General features: G+C 43.0%; 19 protein-coding genes. 14 read left to right on the top strand and 5 right to left on the bottom strand.

Going from position 1 to position 16,772, the window contains the following annotated elements; all coding sequences use genetic code 11:
- Both AC6RV6_RS08415 and msrB read left to right on the top strand, forming a co-directional pair.
- Positions 1 to 1,449 (top strand): DUF2079 domain-containing protein, encoded by a 1,449-nt coding sequence (locus AC6RV6_RS08415; protein ID WP_500240381.1) that lies wholly within the window; start codon positions 1 to 3, stop codon positions 1,447 to 1,449.
- An 80-nt stretch (positions 1,450 to 1,529) separates the two neighbouring features.
- Complete coding sequence (gene msrB, locus AC6RV6_RS08410; protein WP_500240379.1) at positions 1,530 to 1,931, top strand: peptide-methionine (R)-S-oxide reductase MsrB; 402 nt, start codon at positions 1,530 to 1,532, stop codon at positions 1,929 to 1,931.
- A gap of 40 nt (positions 1,932 to 1,971) precedes the next feature.
- On the opposite strand, the gene AC6RV6_RS08405 is transcribed toward msrB, so the two are convergent.
- On the bottom strand, positions 1,972 to 2,697 hold the full coding sequence (locus tag AC6RV6_RS08405; protein WP_500240378.1) for a hypothetical protein: 726 nt from the start codon (positions 2,695 to 2,697) through the stop codon (positions 1,972 to 1,974).
- A gap of 447 nt (positions 2,698 to 3,144) precedes the next feature.
- Here AC6RV6_RS08405 and AC6RV6_RS08400 point away from each other — a divergent pair, with 447 nt between their 5' ends.
- The 10 genes from AC6RV6_RS08400 to AC6RV6_RS08355 all read left to right on the top strand — a co-directional run bounded on the left by AC6RV6_RS08400 (position 3,145) and on the right by AC6RV6_RS08355 (position 11,211).
- Entirely contained in the window at positions 3,145 to 4,425 is a 1,281-nt protein-coding gene (locus AC6RV6_RS08400; RefSeq protein ID WP_500240377.1) for an ABC transporter substrate-binding protein, read from the top strand.
- A gap of 35 nt (positions 4,426 to 4,460) precedes the next feature.
- Complete coding sequence (locus AC6RV6_RS08395; RefSeq protein ID WP_500240376.1) at positions 4,461 to 4,913, top strand: DUF3531 family protein; 453 nt, start codon at positions 4,461 to 4,463, stop codon at positions 4,911 to 4,913.
- Positions 4,914 to 5,342, top strand: coding sequence for an NUDIX hydrolase (locus tag AC6RV6_RS08390; RefSeq protein WP_500240374.1), 429 nt, complete (start codon positions 4,914 to 4,916; stop codon positions 5,340 to 5,342).
- A 297-nt stretch (positions 5,343 to 5,639) separates the two neighbouring features.
- The gene (locus AC6RV6_RS08385; protein ID WP_500240372.1) at positions 5,640 to 6,020 is read left to right on the top strand and encodes a DUF7682 family zinc-binding protein; all 381 of its coding nucleotides are present in this window, start codon (positions 5,640 to 5,642) and stop codon (positions 6,018 to 6,020) included.
- A 58-nt stretch (positions 6,021 to 6,078) separates the two neighbouring features.
- Complete coding sequence (locus tag AC6RV6_RS08380) at positions 6,079 to 7,245, top strand: cysteine desulfurase family protein (protein WP_500240370.1); 1,167 nt, start codon at positions 6,079 to 6,081, stop codon at positions 7,243 to 7,245.
- Positions 7,246 to 7,519: 274 nt separating this feature from the next.
- Positions 7,520 to 8,128, top strand: a complete 609-nt coding sequence (locus AC6RV6_RS08375) for a hypothetical protein (protein WP_500240424.1) — start codon at positions 7,520 to 7,522, stop codon at positions 8,126 to 8,128.
- Between the two features lie 89 nt (positions 8,129 to 8,217).
- Positions 8,218 to 8,679 carry a hypothetical protein gene (locus AC6RV6_RS08370; protein ID WP_500240423.1) on the top strand — a complete coding sequence of 154 codons (462 nt, stop codon included), beginning with the start codon at positions 8,218 to 8,220 and terminating at the stop codon, positions 8,677 to 8,679.
- A 107-nt stretch (positions 8,680 to 8,786) separates the two neighbouring features.
- Positions 8,787 to 8,963 carry a hypothetical protein gene (locus AC6RV6_RS08365; RefSeq protein ID WP_500240368.1) on the top strand — a complete coding sequence of 59 codons (177 nt, stop codon included), beginning with the start codon at positions 8,787 to 8,789 and terminating at the stop codon, positions 8,961 to 8,963.
- 140 nt (positions 8,964 to 9,103) lie between these two features.
- The gene (locus tag AC6RV6_RS08360; RefSeq protein WP_500240366.1) at positions 9,104 to 9,862 is read left to right on the top strand and encodes an SDR family NAD(P)-dependent oxidoreductase; all 759 of its coding nucleotides are present in this window, start codon (positions 9,104 to 9,106) and stop codon (positions 9,860 to 9,862) included.
- Between the two features lie 89 nt (positions 9,863 to 9,951).
- Positions 9,952 to 11,211 (top strand): sensor histidine kinase, encoded by a 1,260-nt coding sequence (locus AC6RV6_RS08355; RefSeq protein ID WP_500240365.1) that lies wholly within the window; start codon positions 9,952 to 9,954, stop codon positions 11,209 to 11,211.
- Positions 11,212 to 11,284: 73 nt separating this feature from the next.
- Here AC6RV6_RS08355 and AC6RV6_RS08350 read toward each other — a convergent pair whose 3' ends face one another.
- The 4 genes from AC6RV6_RS08350 to rfbB all read right to left on the bottom strand — a co-directional run bounded on the left by AC6RV6_RS08350 (position 11,285) and on the right by rfbB (position 15,521).
- A complete protein-coding gene (locus AC6RV6_RS08350; protein WP_500240363.1) occupies positions 11,285 to 12,283 on the bottom strand; it encodes a tetratricopeptide repeat protein in 999 nt (332 codons plus the stop codon).
- A gap of 70 nt (positions 12,284 to 12,353) precedes the next feature.
- Positions 12,354 to 13,811 carry a family 10 glycosylhydrolase gene (locus tag AC6RV6_RS08345; protein ID WP_500240361.1) on the bottom strand — a complete coding sequence of 486 codons (1,458 nt, stop codon included), beginning with the start codon at positions 13,809 to 13,811 and terminating at the stop codon, positions 12,354 to 12,356.
- A 125-nt stretch (positions 13,812 to 13,936) separates the two neighbouring features.
- The gene (gene psb27, locus AC6RV6_RS08340) at positions 13,937 to 14,338 is read right to left on the bottom strand and encodes a photosystem II protein Psb27 (protein ID WP_500240360.1); all 402 of its coding nucleotides are present in this window, start codon (positions 14,336 to 14,338) and stop codon (positions 13,937 to 13,939) included.
- Between the two features lie 85 nt (positions 14,339 to 14,423).
- Positions 14,424 to 15,521: a dTDP-glucose 4,6-dehydratase gene (gene rfbB, locus AC6RV6_RS08335; protein WP_500240359.1), complete on the bottom strand. Its 1,098-nt coding sequence runs from the start codon at positions 15,519 to 15,521 to the stop codon at positions 14,424 to 14,426.
- A 411-nt stretch (positions 15,522 to 15,932) separates the two neighbouring features.
- Between rfbB and AC6RV6_RS08330 the strand changes: the two genes are divergently transcribed.
- Together AC6RV6_RS08330 and AC6RV6_RS08325 are read left to right on the top strand one after the other, a co-directional pair.
- The gene (locus tag AC6RV6_RS08330; RefSeq protein WP_500240358.1) at positions 15,933 to 16,262 is read left to right on the top strand and encodes a hypothetical protein; all 330 of its coding nucleotides are present in this window, start codon (positions 15,933 to 15,935) and stop codon (positions 16,260 to 16,262) included.
- 47 nt (positions 16,263 to 16,309) lie between these two features.
- Complete coding sequence (locus tag AC6RV6_RS08325; RefSeq protein ID WP_500240357.1) at positions 16,310 to 16,672, top strand: four helix bundle protein; 363 nt, start codon at positions 16,310 to 16,312, stop codon at positions 16,670 to 16,672.
- The last annotated feature ends 100 nt before the right edge of the window (positions 16,673 to 16,772 follow it).

Here is a 16,772-nt window from a genome sequence, read left to right as displayed (position 1 = left end):
ATGCAAAATTGGAGGTCAACAGAAGATGGTGAGAGCCAAGGAAAAGAGCGATCGCTCTCGTCTCATATTCTTTCCCATCCTCTCATCGTGCCGATCGCCCTAGCAAGTTCGATCTTATTCGCCTGTAGTAGTGTACGCCATGCCCTGTTCCATTCGACAGCTTATGACCTCAGCCATTTCGATCAAGCGATTTATTTAATCAGTCAAGGAAAACCCGCGATCGTTTCTCTTATTGACTATCATTTTTTAGGCAGTCATGCCGATTGGATTTTATACTTATTGGCATTGCCCTACAAACTTTATCCTGACGTTCATTGGTTATTTGCCATCCAAGCGATCGCGCTTTCTCTTGCAGCTTTACCCCTCTGGTATCTCGCCAAGGATGCAGGATTAACGGAAAGGCAGAGTAGCGCAGTCGTTTGGGTCTATCTCCTCTATCCTCTCATTTTTAACGTCAATCTATTCGATTTTCATCCCTCAGTTTTAGCCATTCCTCTGATTTTTGGGGCGGTTTTAGCCGCGAGACGGGGTAAAGTTGGCTGGTTTGCGATCGCAATTATTTTGATTTTAGGTTGTCGTGCGGCTTTATCCCTCACAGCGATCGGGATGGGACTCTGGTTGCTTTTTTGTGAGAAGCGACGATGGTGTGGTGCGATCGCTTTACTTTTAGGTATTTTTTGGTTAATCTTTGCGACTCAAGTGATTATCCCCACTTTTCGTCCTGAAGGCGTGGAAGCATTAGGACGTTATGCTGTTTTTGGTGACTCCATTCCGGAGATTTTGCTTAATCTCTTCCTGAAGCCTCATCTCGTACTGAAATCTCTTTTTACCTCAGCTAATTTAGAATATCTCCTCTTGTTACTTTCTCCGATTCTTTGGGGACTTTCTGTTTTTCATTTACAACCCCTTATTGCAGCTATTCCAGATTTTGCCTTGAATTTACTGACTGATTACACTCCCCACAAAGATTTACTCCATCAATATTCATTGCCGATTTTTCCATTCCTCATGCTTTGTACGATCGCTTCTCTGGCTGCAGGAAAAAGTTATTTGAAAACACCGAAAGCGATGTTGATTTGGAGTTTAATTGCTTTTATCGCTCTTGCTAAATTTGGTTATTTTGGGACTCGATACTTGCATACTTTGGAGACTTGGCAAGCAACCCGAGAAGCAATTGCTCTCGTTCAAAATGAGAAAAGCTTATTAACTTCTGCTCAGATTGCTCCTCATTTGAGTCATCGCTCTCTGCTAAAATTAATTGTGGAGAACGAAGAACGAGATCCAACTCAATTTGATACAGTTTTAATTAATGTTACTCATCCCGGCTGGAATAGTAATTCGGAACTGGCTGCGAAAATGGTGGAACACCTGAAAACTTCACCAGAATTCACCTTGAATTACGAACGAGATCGCGTATTTTTGTTCGAGAAGAAAGGAGTTAATGAGTGATAATCGTCAAAGAATGCAAAAAACGGTAAAATAAACTAAACATTCACTGTTTACTGATAACTGTTCACTGATTTAGCACAATGGTTGAGAAAATCCAAAAAACAGAAGCTGAGTGGAAGCAACAGCTTTCCCCAGAACAATTTAAAGTGACTCGTAAAAAAGGAACGGAACGTGCATTTACGGGGAAATATCACGATAATAAAAAGTCTGGAACTTATAAATGTATTTGTTGCAGCACAGAATTATTTAGTTCCGAAACAAAATACGATTCTGGGACGGGATGGCCGAGTTTTCATTCTCCCGTATCAGAAGAAAATGTCAGTTATGAAAGCGATCGCAGTTTATTTATGACTCGAACTGAGGTACTTTGTGCAGTTTGTGATGCTCATTTGGGTCATGTTTTTAATGATGGTCCCAAACCCACTGGACAAAGATATTGCATGAATTCTGCATCTTTGGATTTTGTGGAGGAATCTAGTTAAAAAAGCGATCGATAGGGGGTGTTAAACTTAACACCCCTGTTCAGTTTTCTTCATACTCCCAACAAATATCGAGATCGCAGGTAACTGAAATATGTTGAATCATAGCATCTTCTCTGTATTCTTTTGTTTCTCGAGGTAGAGCATTGGGATCTGGATAAATTCCCGAATACTCGCTTACATTTCGATCGGCAGGCGCACCGCCACCTAATGTCCCAAAATGAATGCGTTTTTCGGGTTGATTTTGGAAACTAACCGATTCTCGAGATTCAAGTTCACTGGTGAATAAATTTGCTTTTCCGTAAATTTTTTCTGCATCTTGAATTAGCATTCCGGCATAAACACCTTCTTCGGTTTTGAAATTTGGATTATTGGTTTGTAACATTGTTACTAAATCCCCATCTTGTAACGGTTGTTCGGCAAGGTGAATAATATAAAATAAAACTTCTCCATCTTGACGCACGGCGATCGCATCAAAATCGACAATATAAGGTGATTCGATAATATATTCGACTTCTTCCCCTAAAACTTCTTTTACTTCTCTCAAAGTCATGCCGAATTCAACTTTTCCCATCCCATTTGGAGAAATTAAAGCCGTATTTTGAGTAATAACTTGTTGGCGAGATGCAGTATGAGGGGGTGTAGATTCTTCAACCGAAGGATTGTCAGATTTCTCCGCAGAAGCGTCGATCGCATCAGGATCGGAAGCACAGCCGAGAAAAAAGAGAATGCTTGAGAAACCTGCGATCGCAATAAAAAATCTTTGCATTTGCCAACTGAGATAGAGAATACATCGAGTTTAACGCAAATCAATATTAACCCTTCAGTAACTGTCCAAAAATGCGCGATCGCTGAGTTGGAGAAGAAAATAGAAGATTTCTCTTTCTTCAGTTTTTCTTAAATCTAGAGCAAAGCTAATTTGAGTGATATTAACTTTAGTGACATAAGATTTAGCGATTGATTTGAGTAAGGTTATTCTTTTTCACACTACTATGCTCGATCATTCAGTAAGAAATGATAATTGCTAACGTCCCCTAACCCAAAATAACCCAAATCGAGGCATTTGATCGCCTCGATTATTTGTATCTCATTCCCCTAATTTATCCGTGCTTGGCGATCGCCTTTGTACAAAGCAGAAAGGAAATCTTTACGCTATTGAGTTGATATTTGTGCATTGTTCATTGATAATTATTCCTTGTTCATTATTCATGAATAAATGAAGCCATTTCCTTTGGGTCTATCTCTTCTCGCGGGGTTGTTATTGAGCCTGTCTGTTAGCTGTGGGTCGCGTCCTGTGGCGGATGACACGGGGGAAATCGAATTTTGGACGATGCAATTGCAGCCGAAGTTCAATAACTATTTTAACAATCTGATTGTTGAATTTGAGGCAGAAAATCCGGGGGTGACAGTACGCTGGGTCGATGTACCTTGGAGTGCGATGGAGAGTAAAATTCTCACGGCAGTTTCGGCGAAAACGGCTCCTGATGTGGTCAATCTCAATCCTGTTTTTGCGTCGCAATTGGCAAGTCGCAATGCTTGGTTTGACCTTGATCGCGCTATTTCCACCGAAGAGCGATCGCGATATCTTCCCAATATCTGGCAGGCGAGTACCCTCAAGGACAAAAGTTTTGGCATTCCGTGGTACTTAACTACTCAAATTATTGTTTACAATCAAGCTCTTTTGCAAGAGGCTGGACTAGACAAACCTCCCGGTACTTATGTGGAATTAGCAGATTTAGCCAAGAAAGTGAAGGCAAAAACAGGAAAGTATGGATTTTTTGTGAGTTTCGTTCCCGAAGATTCCGGAGAGATTTTAGAATCTTTGGTCAAAATGGGAGTGCGTTTGCTCGATGACGAAGGGAAAGCGGCGTTTAATACCCCGGAAGGTCAAGCCGCGTTTCAATATTGGGTAGATCTCTATCAAAAAGAACTCCTTCCTCCTGAAGTCTTAACCCAAGGACATCGCTATGCGATCGAACTCTACCAAGGAGGAGAAACAGCTTTATTAGCAACGGGAGCGCAATTTTTTCCCACTATTGAAAAGAATGCTCCTGATGTTGCTAAAGTTTCCGATGTTGCGCCGCAAGTGACAGGAGAAACGGAACAAAAAAATGTTGCGGTAATGAATTTGGTCATCCCTCGAGATACGGATAATCCAGAAGATGCCCTTAAGTTTGCTTTATTTGTGACTAATTCCACCAATCAATTAGCCTTTGCGAAAGAGGCTAATGTATTACCGTCAACCCAAGATTCAGTACAAGAATATATTCGCGAATTGAACGAAAAAACCGCTCTCTCTCCGCTCGATCGCGCCTCCCAAGTAGGAGCAAAACAATTAAACAAAGCTGAAGTTTTAATTCCAGCAATGGATAATCTCAAAGCACTACAAAAGGTGATTTATAGTAACTTACAAGCTGCCATGTTAGGAGAAAAAAGCATCGAACAAGCACTAGAAGACGCTGCATCTGAATGGAACGAGCTATCGAGTAATCGATAACGAATAACCGATCGTTAAGTCACTAATAACTGATTATGAAAATTCAATTTAGAGAGTTCAATCCATTTGATTTATGGATTTGGTTGCAGTTTTCAACGACTCCTTCTCCGATGGAACAACAGTATATTGAGGAAGTTTTTGACTCTTGGTTTTATTTGGGAAAATTAGGTGGATTTAATGCTGAAAATCTACAAGTGACTGACACTGGAGTTGAAGTCAGTTATTTAGAATATCGCTCAGAATCTTCAGATGATTCCCTCATGGCACTCATGCACAATATGGGAGAATTTGAATATCTAGGAACTTGGGGGCGATGTTGGTTCGATCTCGGAACCAGCGATGCGATCGCCCTTGATGTATTAATTAATGCCCTCCTTCGCTTGAGTCAAGAATATGTCGATATTCAACAGCTAATTATTGGTGGAGAGAATGCAGATTGGCCGTTGCAACAAAACGATCGCGCTGTTTTTGATGTCTCAGAAAATTAAATGAGTAAAGCAGGTAAAATTCGGGTTTTGGCATTAGGATTGATTCGCGATCGCGATCGCATTTTTCTGTCTGAGGGCTACGATCGCGTTAAAAATGAACGGTTTTATCGCGCCTTGGGAGGGGGTGTTGATTTTGGCGAAACCAGTTTAGAAGCTTTGCAGAGAGAGTTTCAAGAAGAATTGCAAGCCGATTTAACAAATATTCACTATTTGGGATGTTTGGAAAATTTGTTCGTATTCAATGGCAAGCCCAAACATGAAATCTTACAACTCTATCGCTGCGACTTTGCTGATACTCAATTTTACCAACGCGAAGAGATTATCTTTCAAGAAGGGAAGCGTCAGAAACGAGCAATTTGGATTCAATGCGATCGCTGTTTGTCTGGAGAGTTAAATATTGTCCCTAAATCATTTTTAGACTATCTCTAAGTTTTGACTTTCAACCTCTCCCTTTCGTCAAGAAAAGGACGCACTATGAGGGTAGCGCAAAGTTCCCTTGGTATCGTAGAATGAGGAAATCTACTTAAAGTAAAGTTCTTATTGCTGCTCTCTCAACCTCAATCCGCAACGCGATCGCGTTTGAGATTGCCGTTGTCGCAGGCAGTTTCTACAAAATACCATCGCCATCTTGCAGTATTGCAGTAACGCGATCGTTTATGCGATCGCCCATACAATTGTTATGGCATTGGTTACAGCATCACAGTCGAGCAAGATTTATAAAGAATCATGGCTAGACGAAAAAAACTCTTTCCCTGCGGTCACAAAGGCTACGGACAAATTTGCCACAGATGCGCTCAAAAAGACGAAGATCGGGAAAAAAAGAAACAAGAAAAGCAAAAGTGGGAAGCAACTTTTGCTCACGATCTGATCGATCTGACGGATCTGCCTAAAAATGTTGTCGTAAAAGCCAGACAAATTATCACGAGCATTCAAGAACAACAAGATTATCGCCAATTTCGAGGCAAGCGCCTGCGTCACGATCGCTTTATTATCAGCATTCCCGTCACTCGTAACTATCGCCTGATCTGTCGCGATTGCGGTAATCTACTCGTACCGGAAGCAGTAATTTCTCATGAAGATTACAATGTCTGTAAACCGGGGGGGTGAAAATAATGAACAGTGAGCAATGATTAATTGAGAGCAGGCATCTCTTTTTCTGAACATTATGCAAATTTATCTCGATTACAGCGCAACAACTCCCCAACGTCAAGAAGTAACCGCGAAAATTCAACAAGTAGCAGCAACTCAATGGGGAAATGCTGCGAGTTTGCATACTTGGGGGGAAAGAGCAGCTTTGAGCCTCGAGGAGGCACGATTTCATGTTGCTAACTTGATTAATGCGCCCGATCCCGATACAATCGCGTTTACATCAGGGGGAACCGAAGCCAATAATTTAGCGATTTTTGGCGTGACTCGACAATATCGTCAACCCCAACATTTAATTATTTCTAGCGTCGAACATTCCGCGATCGCAGAACCGGTAAAATTGCTAGAACAATGGGGCTGGCAGGTCACTCGCCTTGCCGTGAATCGTCAAGGAAGAATCGATCCCGATACATTACAAGCCAGCATACAACACAACACCGTTCTCATTTCAATGATTTACGGTCAAAGCGAAGTTGGAACCCTACAACCCATTGAAAATCTCGCCCGTATTGCCCGCGATCGCGGTGTATTATTTCATACTGATGCGGTACAAGTGGCGGGACGCTTACCCTTAGACGTACAGCGTTTGGGGGTCGATCTCCTGTCCCTATCAAGTCATAAACTCTACGGACCCCAAGGGATCGGAGCATTATTTGTCAGTCGGGATGCTAATTTACTGCCCTTGTTACTGGGAGGAGGACAAGAAGGAGGGTTGCGCTCGGGGACTCAAGCGATCGCACCGATTGCTGGTTTTGGCGTGGCAGCAAAATTGGCCATCCAAGAACTGGAAATAGAGAGATCTCGACTCAGAGAGTTGCGCGATCGCCTTTTTGACCTATTCGCAGACTGTCCTTATTTAGTCTCGACAGGCGATCGCTTACATCGTTTGCCTCATCATGTTAGTTTTTGTTTGACGACTCCCCTCGCCGGAGAAGTGACCGGAAAAGCGATCGTGCGTCAGATGAACCTCGCCGGTATTGCTATGAGTGCTGGATCGGCTTGTCATAGCGGCAAACTCACTCCTAGCCCAATTTTAAAGGCAATGGGATACGATGATGCCATGGCATTAGCGGGAATTCGTTTCTCTTTGGGGAAAGAAACGACACGAGAAGATATCGACTGGACAGCAATGGTATTAAAGCAAGTTTTAGAGCGATTAATGACTAAAATGACAGTGTTGAGATAAGCGATCGTTTCTAGCTTGCTTCAGCGACAGTAGAATTGATTAATTGACACACGAAGGGCGATCGATTTTTTGAGAGTGAAAAATAAGCAATTTGAGTTGATATCGAGTGATAGATTTTTGAATAAAAGGATCGCTCCATGGAAGAACTTGTCAAGTTTTTGATTTTATCTTGTCAACTTCTTGACATTTTTTTGTTTGAGTGAAGTTAATGAACTTCCGAAAACAGGGCAATTATCACAAATTCTGGAGATTGATGAAAATGTACGATGGAGAAATGGAAACAAATTCCCCCACTGCGACGGAATTGCCAAAAACCATTCACATTGCTACGGTTTGTATTTACGGACTAGCAATTCTTTCGGCAGGATTATTTATTTTTCTGCCTTTAGTTAACATTCTCAGCCCCAGTCCTTGGCAGCGTTGGATGGGTAGCATTCACGGCATGGCTGCCATGTTAGCCGTCATTGTAATCGCTTATGCGGGACATTTAGCATTTCCTTTATTGCGAGGATCTCATAAAGTTCTCCCGCAAATGCGAACCCTAACATTTTGGGCGACAGTGTTATCTTTTTTAGCGATCGCTTCGGGCAATTGGGCATATATGCGTTACCGCGCACCCGTTGGTGGCGCTCGGGCTTGGCTGCGAGAAAATACGCCTTTGGTGCATTATCTTTTCATGGAATATCACGAATTTACCGTCTTATTTACACTGCCTTTGGGGGCTGCTTGTACGTGGATTCTCTGGAGATATGGCGACTCAATTTTAGAGCGATCGAATCGCACGGTTTTAGTAGGAACTTGCATTGCTTTAATCGCCATGATGTTCTTTGCAATGGGCGGCTTTGTTAGCGGTTTAAATGTAGCAAGAATGCACGCACTTTAAACAGTTATCAACGAACAGTGAAAAATGAAAACAAATAGTTTTCTGAGTGCATCAAAAATCATTGATTTTATGTAGGAGAATCGAACATGATGAAACAATCGACAGAAAGCCTGCCAATTTATAGCAAAACTTGGAATATTCTCAAACAATTTCCTCGCTTTTTAGCAGCAGGATCGCAAAATCCTCCCTCTCTTTCCGGTACGGCGGCGGCGGCTCTCGTGAGTGCTTCTTTTAGTTGCTTTTTATTAATGGTCAACCAACATTTGACCTCAATTTTTAAAGCATGGAATACGATTGTTTGGAGTTTGGGGGATTGGATTCCGGGCAGTAAGAATCCTGATGAAGTTTATGGTGAAATTGGTAGCTATTCTGGCAAACAAACCATAATGCTGATCGGTTGGCTGGTAACTTGGGCAATTTTGAGCGTGCTTTGGCAAAAGAAACAAGTTAAATTCAGAACGATTTTCTTTTGCTTGTTTTTCTTCTTAGTTGCAGCGACTGTTATGAATTGGCATCCTTTATTTCCTTATTTACCTTTAATGCCAAAATAGTTTCATTTGAGAGTAAGCAAAATACTATTTTTGTTTGCTCTGACTAATTAATCGTTGTTTTTTCGTAGGAGATTAAAATCGTGCAAAATGTTAACGATCCAAACAAGATGAATCGTAAATCCCCGCGCTCAATGCACAAGTATATCGTCATGCTTTCCAGTATTTTTCTGGTGTTTATTGTGACTTTCGTGACGGCATTTTGGAAAGTGGCTGAAAGCGAGAAGTTTGATGGTTTACCTTTTAAAACTTTACCTCCTGAAGCTGGGCAAAAAGTCAATCCTTAAACTGGCAGTAAGTTGAGTGGAGAGAGTGCAACTCAACTTACTTTTCCGATCGCTTTTCTTTCAGTGCATGTTGCGCGATCGCGAAAACTAGACCAAAATAGAAACTCGAAATATAATCTTAAATATTAGGATCGGTTTTTATGGGACGTTTAGAGAATAAAGTCGCCCTGATTACGGGATCGGCTTCAGGTATTGGTGCGGCAACAGCAAAACTTTTCGCTCGAGAAGGTGCTAAAGTTGCCATCGCGGATATTAATGCAGAAGGTTCCGAAAAACAGGCGGCTGAAATTCGCGATCGCGGAGGAGAAGCGATCGCAATTACAGTCGATATTAGCAATCGCCAACAAGTGCAAAAAATGTACGAACAAGCCCTTGCCGCATTCAGTAAAATTGATATTTTACATTGCAATGCTGGAGTGTTAATTATCGGCTCTGCTGAAACCCCTGCAGAGGAACATTGGCATCAAACTCTTGCGGTGAATTTAACCGGGCCTTATTTCTGCGTTAAATCTGGTATTCCCATTATTAAAGAAGCAGGCGGCGGCGCGATCGTCATTACGGCTTCCATTTCGGGAATGATGGGAGAACCGGATTTAATTGCTTACGATACAACCAAAGGAGGACTCATTAACCTGACGCGACAATTAGCCGTAGAGTACGCGAAAGATGGCATTCGCGTCAATAGTGTTTCGCCGGGTTGGATCGATACACCTTTTAACGATCCGATTTACGAACTCACGCCTTTAGATGAATCTTCTTTAGATGTCAGCATTCCTTTAGCACGTCAAGGAACTCCCGAAGAAGTTGCTAATGCCGTTCTATTTCTTGCCTCTGAGGAAGCCTCTTATATTACGGGGCATAACCTCGTTGTCGATGGTGGTTTAACGATTAAGATTTAACTTAAAAAAAGAGAGAACCCAATATAGACAAGATCGCATATTGGGTTTTTCTTCCTCGCTCCCAACTTATTGTATCCAAGCAAAAGTTCATGTTTTCTAAAATTCGCTTACAATTAATTACTTATTATTTAATCGTTCTTGCAGTTATTTTAGTTATATTTACGATCGCCATTCGTTTAACCTTTTCGAGAAGCTTACACGATCGCCTCGTGCGAGAACTCACGGCACTAGCACAATTAGCAGCGGAGGAACTGCAAGAAGAAGACGGGCTAGAGGAAATCGAAGCGAGTTATAATGGGGCTTTAAGTGGTGTTAGCATCCCTCAACAAACCACGATTCAATGGTTCGATCGCAACAGTAAATTACTCGCTCAGATTGGCGACAATCGCTTACAATCAACTCTCGATCGCAAGCAACCCGTCCAAACAATATTATTTCCCGAATCTCTCAAAATTATAGTTCTTCCTATTCTTGAAGAAGGAGAAGCGATCGCTTATATGCGCGTTGCCCGAGATTTAGATGATTTAGAAAAAACTGTGGAAAATTTAGATTGGGGATTGGGAATTGGCTTTGCGATCGCATTAGGATTGAGTGGTATCGGAGGGTTATTGTTAACCCGAAAAGCCATGAAACCAATTGAAGAAAGCTATCAGCGCTTGCAACAATTTACCGCCGATGCGTCCCACGAATTACGAAGCCCTTTAATGGCAATTAAAACTAATGCAGCCGTGGCTTTAAAATATCCTCAAGGAATGCGAGCAGGAGATTTAGAGAAATTTGGCGCGATCGCCAGTGCCAGCAATCAGCTTACCCGTCTCACAGAAGATTTACTGATGTTGGCACGCTTGGATCGCGATATTCAACTCCCCAAAAAAGTGATTAACTTAACTGAATTATTACAAAATTTATTGATTCTTTATGAATCAATAATCGTAGAAAAAGAACTCAATTTAAGAGAAGATTTTGCCGCAAACTTAGAGGTTTTGGGAGATGAAACCCAACTTTTCCGCCTATTTGTTAATTTATTAGAAAATGCTCTTCGCTATACACCAGAACAGGGTAAACTTATAATAAGTGCGAAGCGAGAAGAAGGAGAAATTTTGGTTTGCGTTGAAGATACGGGAATTGGGATTGCTGCTGAAGATTGCGATCGCATTTTTGAGCGTTTTTGGCAAGCCGATCGCGCTCGCTCTTATCAAGATAGTGCTTCTCAATTAACCGGAGCTGGCTTGGGTTTGGCGATCGCCAGAGAAATTGCTCGCACTCATGGGGGCGATATTTCAGTTTCAAGCGTATTAGAGCAAGGAACTTGTTTTACTGTAAATTTGCCCCTTGTTTTGCGATCGTGAAGTAAAACCCCGTCGAGACAAGGCATGACTTGTCTCGGCTCTGAGGCAATCGCATAACGCCATTCCCAACGCATCATTTTTGCTGAGAAGTCTGAGCAGCAGCTTCTTGAATGCGATTCATCGTGCGAATCGTTGGGGCATAATTACTGCAACCTTGTAGGGATTTTTGGAATTTATGCCAAGCCCCAGTACCATCTTGACCTTTTAAATGCCCGAATCCTTGGCTGAGTAATAGTCCGGGATGATGAGGATAGCGCTCGAATAAGCGAGTATAAATCGCTTCCGCTTCTTGATATTTGCCATGCTTACCTAAAGAATTGGCTTTGGCGAGTTCTTTTAAATCTCGATCGCGTCCTTTTAACGATTGAATTTTCAGCCAAATTGTCGGGAAAATTCCCAAAATAAAGATGAAATTGATCGCTAACATTTTCCAAAATAAACCATTGACGCAAGTATCGCAGAGATGCCGCCTCTGCCAGCGAAATCCGTAAATCACCAAAAGAAAATAAAAATAGAATTCTGTGTAACCTTGGACGCGATCGAACCAGCCGCATTCATCGCATAAGCGATATTGTTCGCCAATCGTTTTTAGTGTTCCTCGTTCTTGAAAAATTGTTTCGCAATACCGACAATAAACATAAGGCGTTTGATTGAGCAAAGAAACATCGACGGTTGCATCGCAATGAGGACAAGTCACGACGCGAAATTCCCGTCCCTTCCCTTCTCTTTCGAGTTGTTCCCCATGTCGTTCGGCGATATAGCGAGAACTAATGCGATCGATGACTCTTTCTAAGTCGATAGGCTTGGCTTGAGTAATGTCCAAAATCAAGAGATTCTTGTTAATAATATGCTGAGAAACTTCCGAATCCCTGACTTCAAGGGGATCGAGAGTCAGAACCATGCGGCGATCGCGACAGGTGCTATCCAAAATTGCCTTGTAACTTAAGGAACTATCTTTAAGTTGAATAGTTTCTTCAGTGAGAGATGCTTTTTTTGCTCCCCAACCCATCGCATTTCCCGACTGGTTGACATATTGAAAGCGAAAGTTAATCGGCAAAGATTTTTGAGACATAAGAAAAGTTTATCTTTAAGGGCTAACAAGAAGATTAGACCTCAAAGATAAACGCGCTTGTTGAATTTGGCTATAGTTCGCAAAACTTACGCTGGCGATCGCTTTCCCGTTCCTGCCAAGAATAGGCAAAATGGCTCACCGCTTGTAATTGCGGCACTTGTTGGCGTAACGCCTGCATTTGGGCTTCGAGAGAAATGTGACCTTGATAATTTTCTCCCCAGACTCCAGCGAGGGCAGGAACTACGCGAGTTTGAGCATTGGCACGGTTTAACACCCGACGAACTTCCGCCACGATACAATCTGCACTATTGCCGCAGATCGAATAAGCCATCGCGTGCCATTCTAAACTCGGGGAAAAACTATCCCAAGGTTGCAAGCGCGAGTCAAATCCCCCATTTCCCACGGGTTTATTGGCACTGGGGAAAAAGACGGCTCCGGCGGGAAGGTTCTGCCGCGAGATAGTATTGGTCGAGAACTTGAGAAATTCTAAAACTCCTTGGGCAGCGTGAGCGACGGTTAACTTCCACAATTCTGCTTGCAGGTTGCTCGAGCGCCGATTTTGCCATTGAGGGCTACCTTCATTGGGATAGCGACGGCGAACGGCACTTACGTCTCCTGAAGTGATGCGACCCTGACGCAAGAACTGTTGAATGAGTTCTCGTCCTTGATTGTTTTTGGCTCGTTGCAAAAGTGTTTGTTGAGAGGCTTCTCCATAAATCCATAAATCTCGCACGTTACTGGCCACAGAGCCGGTGCCCGAGCCTCTCGGATAGCGAATATAGTCGAAGAGTACCCCATCGGGGCGGCGTTTGAGAACAGACTGCAAGAGTTGATAGTAGTCGATTTGCGCCTGACGGTTGTAGGGATCGATAAAGACTTGAGAACCATCAGGGACGATCGCCGTGCTATCTTGGCCGCGACCGTTGCGTGCGAGGGCATTTTGGCGATCGGGGCGCACGCCGTAAGCATAGCCGAAATTCATGGTAAACAACCAGGCATAGACCTTTAAGCCGCGCTGTCGTCCTTTTTGGATGGTATCGGCTAAGAGGTCTACATTTTCTGCCCCTCGAGATTGGACGACGGAGATCCACGGGGTGGGATTATCGGCAGCGGGAAGCAGTACGCGGGAATCATAGAAGACTTCCACGTAAACCTCGTTATAGCCCTTATTGACGATGTGGTCGAGAACCTTATCGAGTTCCCCCGGACGGGCATCGCAAGGATGCACTCGCAACCAGATCGCTTGAGTGCGCGGCCAAGTTTGGCGGCGACATTGGGCGAGGCGATCGCCTTGAGCCTTAATAAAGGCTTGATATTCAATTTTGGCATCGCCGTCCCCATTGGTGGCACGTTGGCGTAAAAGCTCTTTTTGAGCGATCGCGTCTGGAGTTGCCCGACAATAGGCCCCACTTTGGGCGATCGCCGCACCAGGTAAACCCAATTGAGCGATCGCCGTCGCCCCGATAGCAATTCCAGAGACGATTTTGCGCCAAAAAGACGATCGGATAGGTATTTGAGAACTTGACATCGTTCTTTTCAATGAGCAATTATCAACAGGTCGGTTGGACATGGCGAGATTTCCTCGTCGTCTCCCGACCTCAATTATCAATGAAAGAATCGAGAGTTGGGGGGCGGAATAGTCGCTAATTTGGCTTAGAATCCGCGCTTGAGCGTGAATTCAACTTCTTTGAATTCTTGTTTGAGGCGCTTGTTTAATTTACTCGTCAGGGGACGAATGCCGTAGGTACCGTAAAACCCAGCCAGATTGTTCAATGCGGTTTGCATGGTGGTAAACGATCGTAGTCCCGAAACGCGACTGTCGCGGCGATAGCGAGAAGCATAATCATTAATCAGGCTGCGTCCCGAGGCAACTGCTTCAGAAAAATTCTCTTCTTTTCCAGAAAGCTCGATCAGTTCGCTGAGGTTTTCAATTGTGGTTAAAGTATCTTCACGATAGTTGCCCGAGATGAGAGAAGCACTAGAACACCCCGTCAAGGCGATCGCAGCGACTAGCACCAGTGCAAAAAGGCGAGAGAAAAAAGATCGGAAAAACATGGATTAGCTCAAAAAAACTTCATAAACCTTCATATTTTAACAGTCACCAGTCACCAGTCACCAGTCACCAGTCACCAATTCTTAATTAAATGACTAAGTTTCCATAGAGTTGCTGATAGTAGGCTTGATATTCTTCTGATAGTAAGGGTTGCCACCAATGGCGATTATTGAGATACCACTGTACGGTTTTTCTTAGTCCTTCTTTGACAGTGACAGAGGGAGTCCAACCCAGTTCGGTTTTGATTTTGGTGGCATCGATCGCATAGCGGCGATCGTGGCCGGGTCTATCTTTGACAAAAGTAATTAACTGCTGGGACGGACGCACGGGAATATCGGGATCTAATTCATCGACAATCGTGCAGAGCATTTTCACGAGATCGAGATTTTTCACTTCGTTATTGCCGCCAATATTATACATTTCTCCCGGTTTGCCGCGATGAATAACGGTTTCTAAGGCACGACAATGATCGAGGACGTAGAGCCAATCACGTACATTTTGACCGTCTCCATAAACAGGTAAGGGTTTTCCTAATAGGATATTAATACACATTAAAGGAATTAATTTTTCGGGGAAATGATATGCCCCATAATTGTTGGAACAATTGGTAATAATTGTCGGAATTTGGTAGGTGTGAAAGTACGATCGCGCTAAATGATCGCTGCCGGCTTTAGAAGCAGAATAAGGACTATTGGGAGCATAAGGTGTGGTTTCGGTGAATGGCGGCTCGTCTGGGTTTAAGCTGCCGTAAACTTCGTCGGTGGAAACGTGAAGAAATAAAGGGGAGTTATTCGCAATGCGAGGAAAATGGCGGCGAAAGGCTTCGAGGAGGGTAAATGTGCCGATAAGATTGGTTTGAATGAAGGCATCGGGTGCTAAAATCGAGCGATCGACGTGAGACTCGGCAGCAAAATGAACAATAGTTTCAATTTTTTCTGTTTTAAGAAGTTCATCAACGAGAGCGCGATCGCAGATATTTCCTTTGATAAAATGAAAGTTTTCTCGTGTCTTTAAGTCAGCCAAATTCTGAGGATTTCCCGCATAGGTCAGCGCATCGAGAACGACGACGCGATCGTTAGGGTAATTCTTACACCAATGATGAGTAAAATTCGAGCCAATAAATCCGGCGCCTCCTGTAATCAGTAAGCGGCGGTGACGAGTATTAGGAAAACTTTCTGATACCATTTTTTGAAAGGGAAACCACACCCATTATCTTAGATGAATTACTGGTACTTTTAAAAGACCTCTCTTGGAAACCTGATTTTGGTACGGCAAAATAGGTGTTTCAGCCCTATTTCAGCGAATTTTTGGAGAGGTCTAAATATCTAATTTCGTATAATGAAACTATTCGTTCTGCTGGCGGAAGTAGACTGAGAAACAAACCGCACGAAGGTTTCGGTTAATGAGGAAAAAATTCACCAACTTTCCCAAACCCAATTTCCCCTAAAGGCGATCGCTATTACCCGTAGGGCGTGTTAGCAACAGTGTAACGCGCCACATACCCACCGAGATCGCCTCTTTAAACTCGGTGTCGATCGCATGACCCATTCCTCCTAAGTGCGATCGCCTCTGAAAACTTGGTGTCGATCTATTACCATGTCCAATTTAATCACCAAAATTGCTTCGGATGAAACGATCGATCGCGCTTTTATTTGGCTTTGCCAAAGCCGCGACCATTATCATTTTAATGCGGATATTTGGCAGCTTCGGCGGTGGTGGCACGAGAAAAAACCTTTGATTCAGCAGCAGTTATTATCGGGACGGTTTCGCTTTCGGGAGTTGCGATCGATTCGCCGGGAGGATCGCACGTCGGAATTCAAAATTCAGAATTCAAAATGCAAAATTGCTCCTAATCAGGATTCAAGCCTCGTTCTTGAGAATGAAAAAGATAAAAAAGATTTTCTTTATTTTAAGCCTCTAACTTGAGCAAGAGCTTATAATTTTGAATTGATAATTTTGAATTTTGAATTGTTTTGACACCAATTACAGATAGGACGTTTGATTTTGCGGTGCGGGTTGTTAGTCTCTGTAAGGTTTTGGATGAAAAACCGGGGGTAGCAAGAACGCTTTCTAAACAGCTCATCCGTTCGGGGACTTCGATTGGGGCTAATGTGGAAGAGTCTCAAGCTGCCCAAAGTTCGGCGGATTTTGTTCATAAGTTGGAAATTGCCCTCAAGGAGGCGAGGGAAACTCGATATTGGTTGCGTTTATTAATGGCTGTTGATTTATTTCCCGAAAGTCGCTTGCTTCCTCTTTTGAATGAATCAGAAGAACTCATTAAAATTCTAGCTTCGATTGTCGTTAAAACCAAACGAAACAGGAACAATTCAAAATAGCTCCGGTTTTTTTGAATTCTGAATTTTGAATTTTGAATTGGAAAAATTGGTTGCGTTTATTAATGGCTGTTGATTTATTTCCCGAAAGTCGCTTGCTTCC

The organism is Spirulina sp. LEGE 11439, from assembly GCF_059821285.1.
This window is presented reverse-complemented; position numbering and strand designations above follow the sequence as displayed.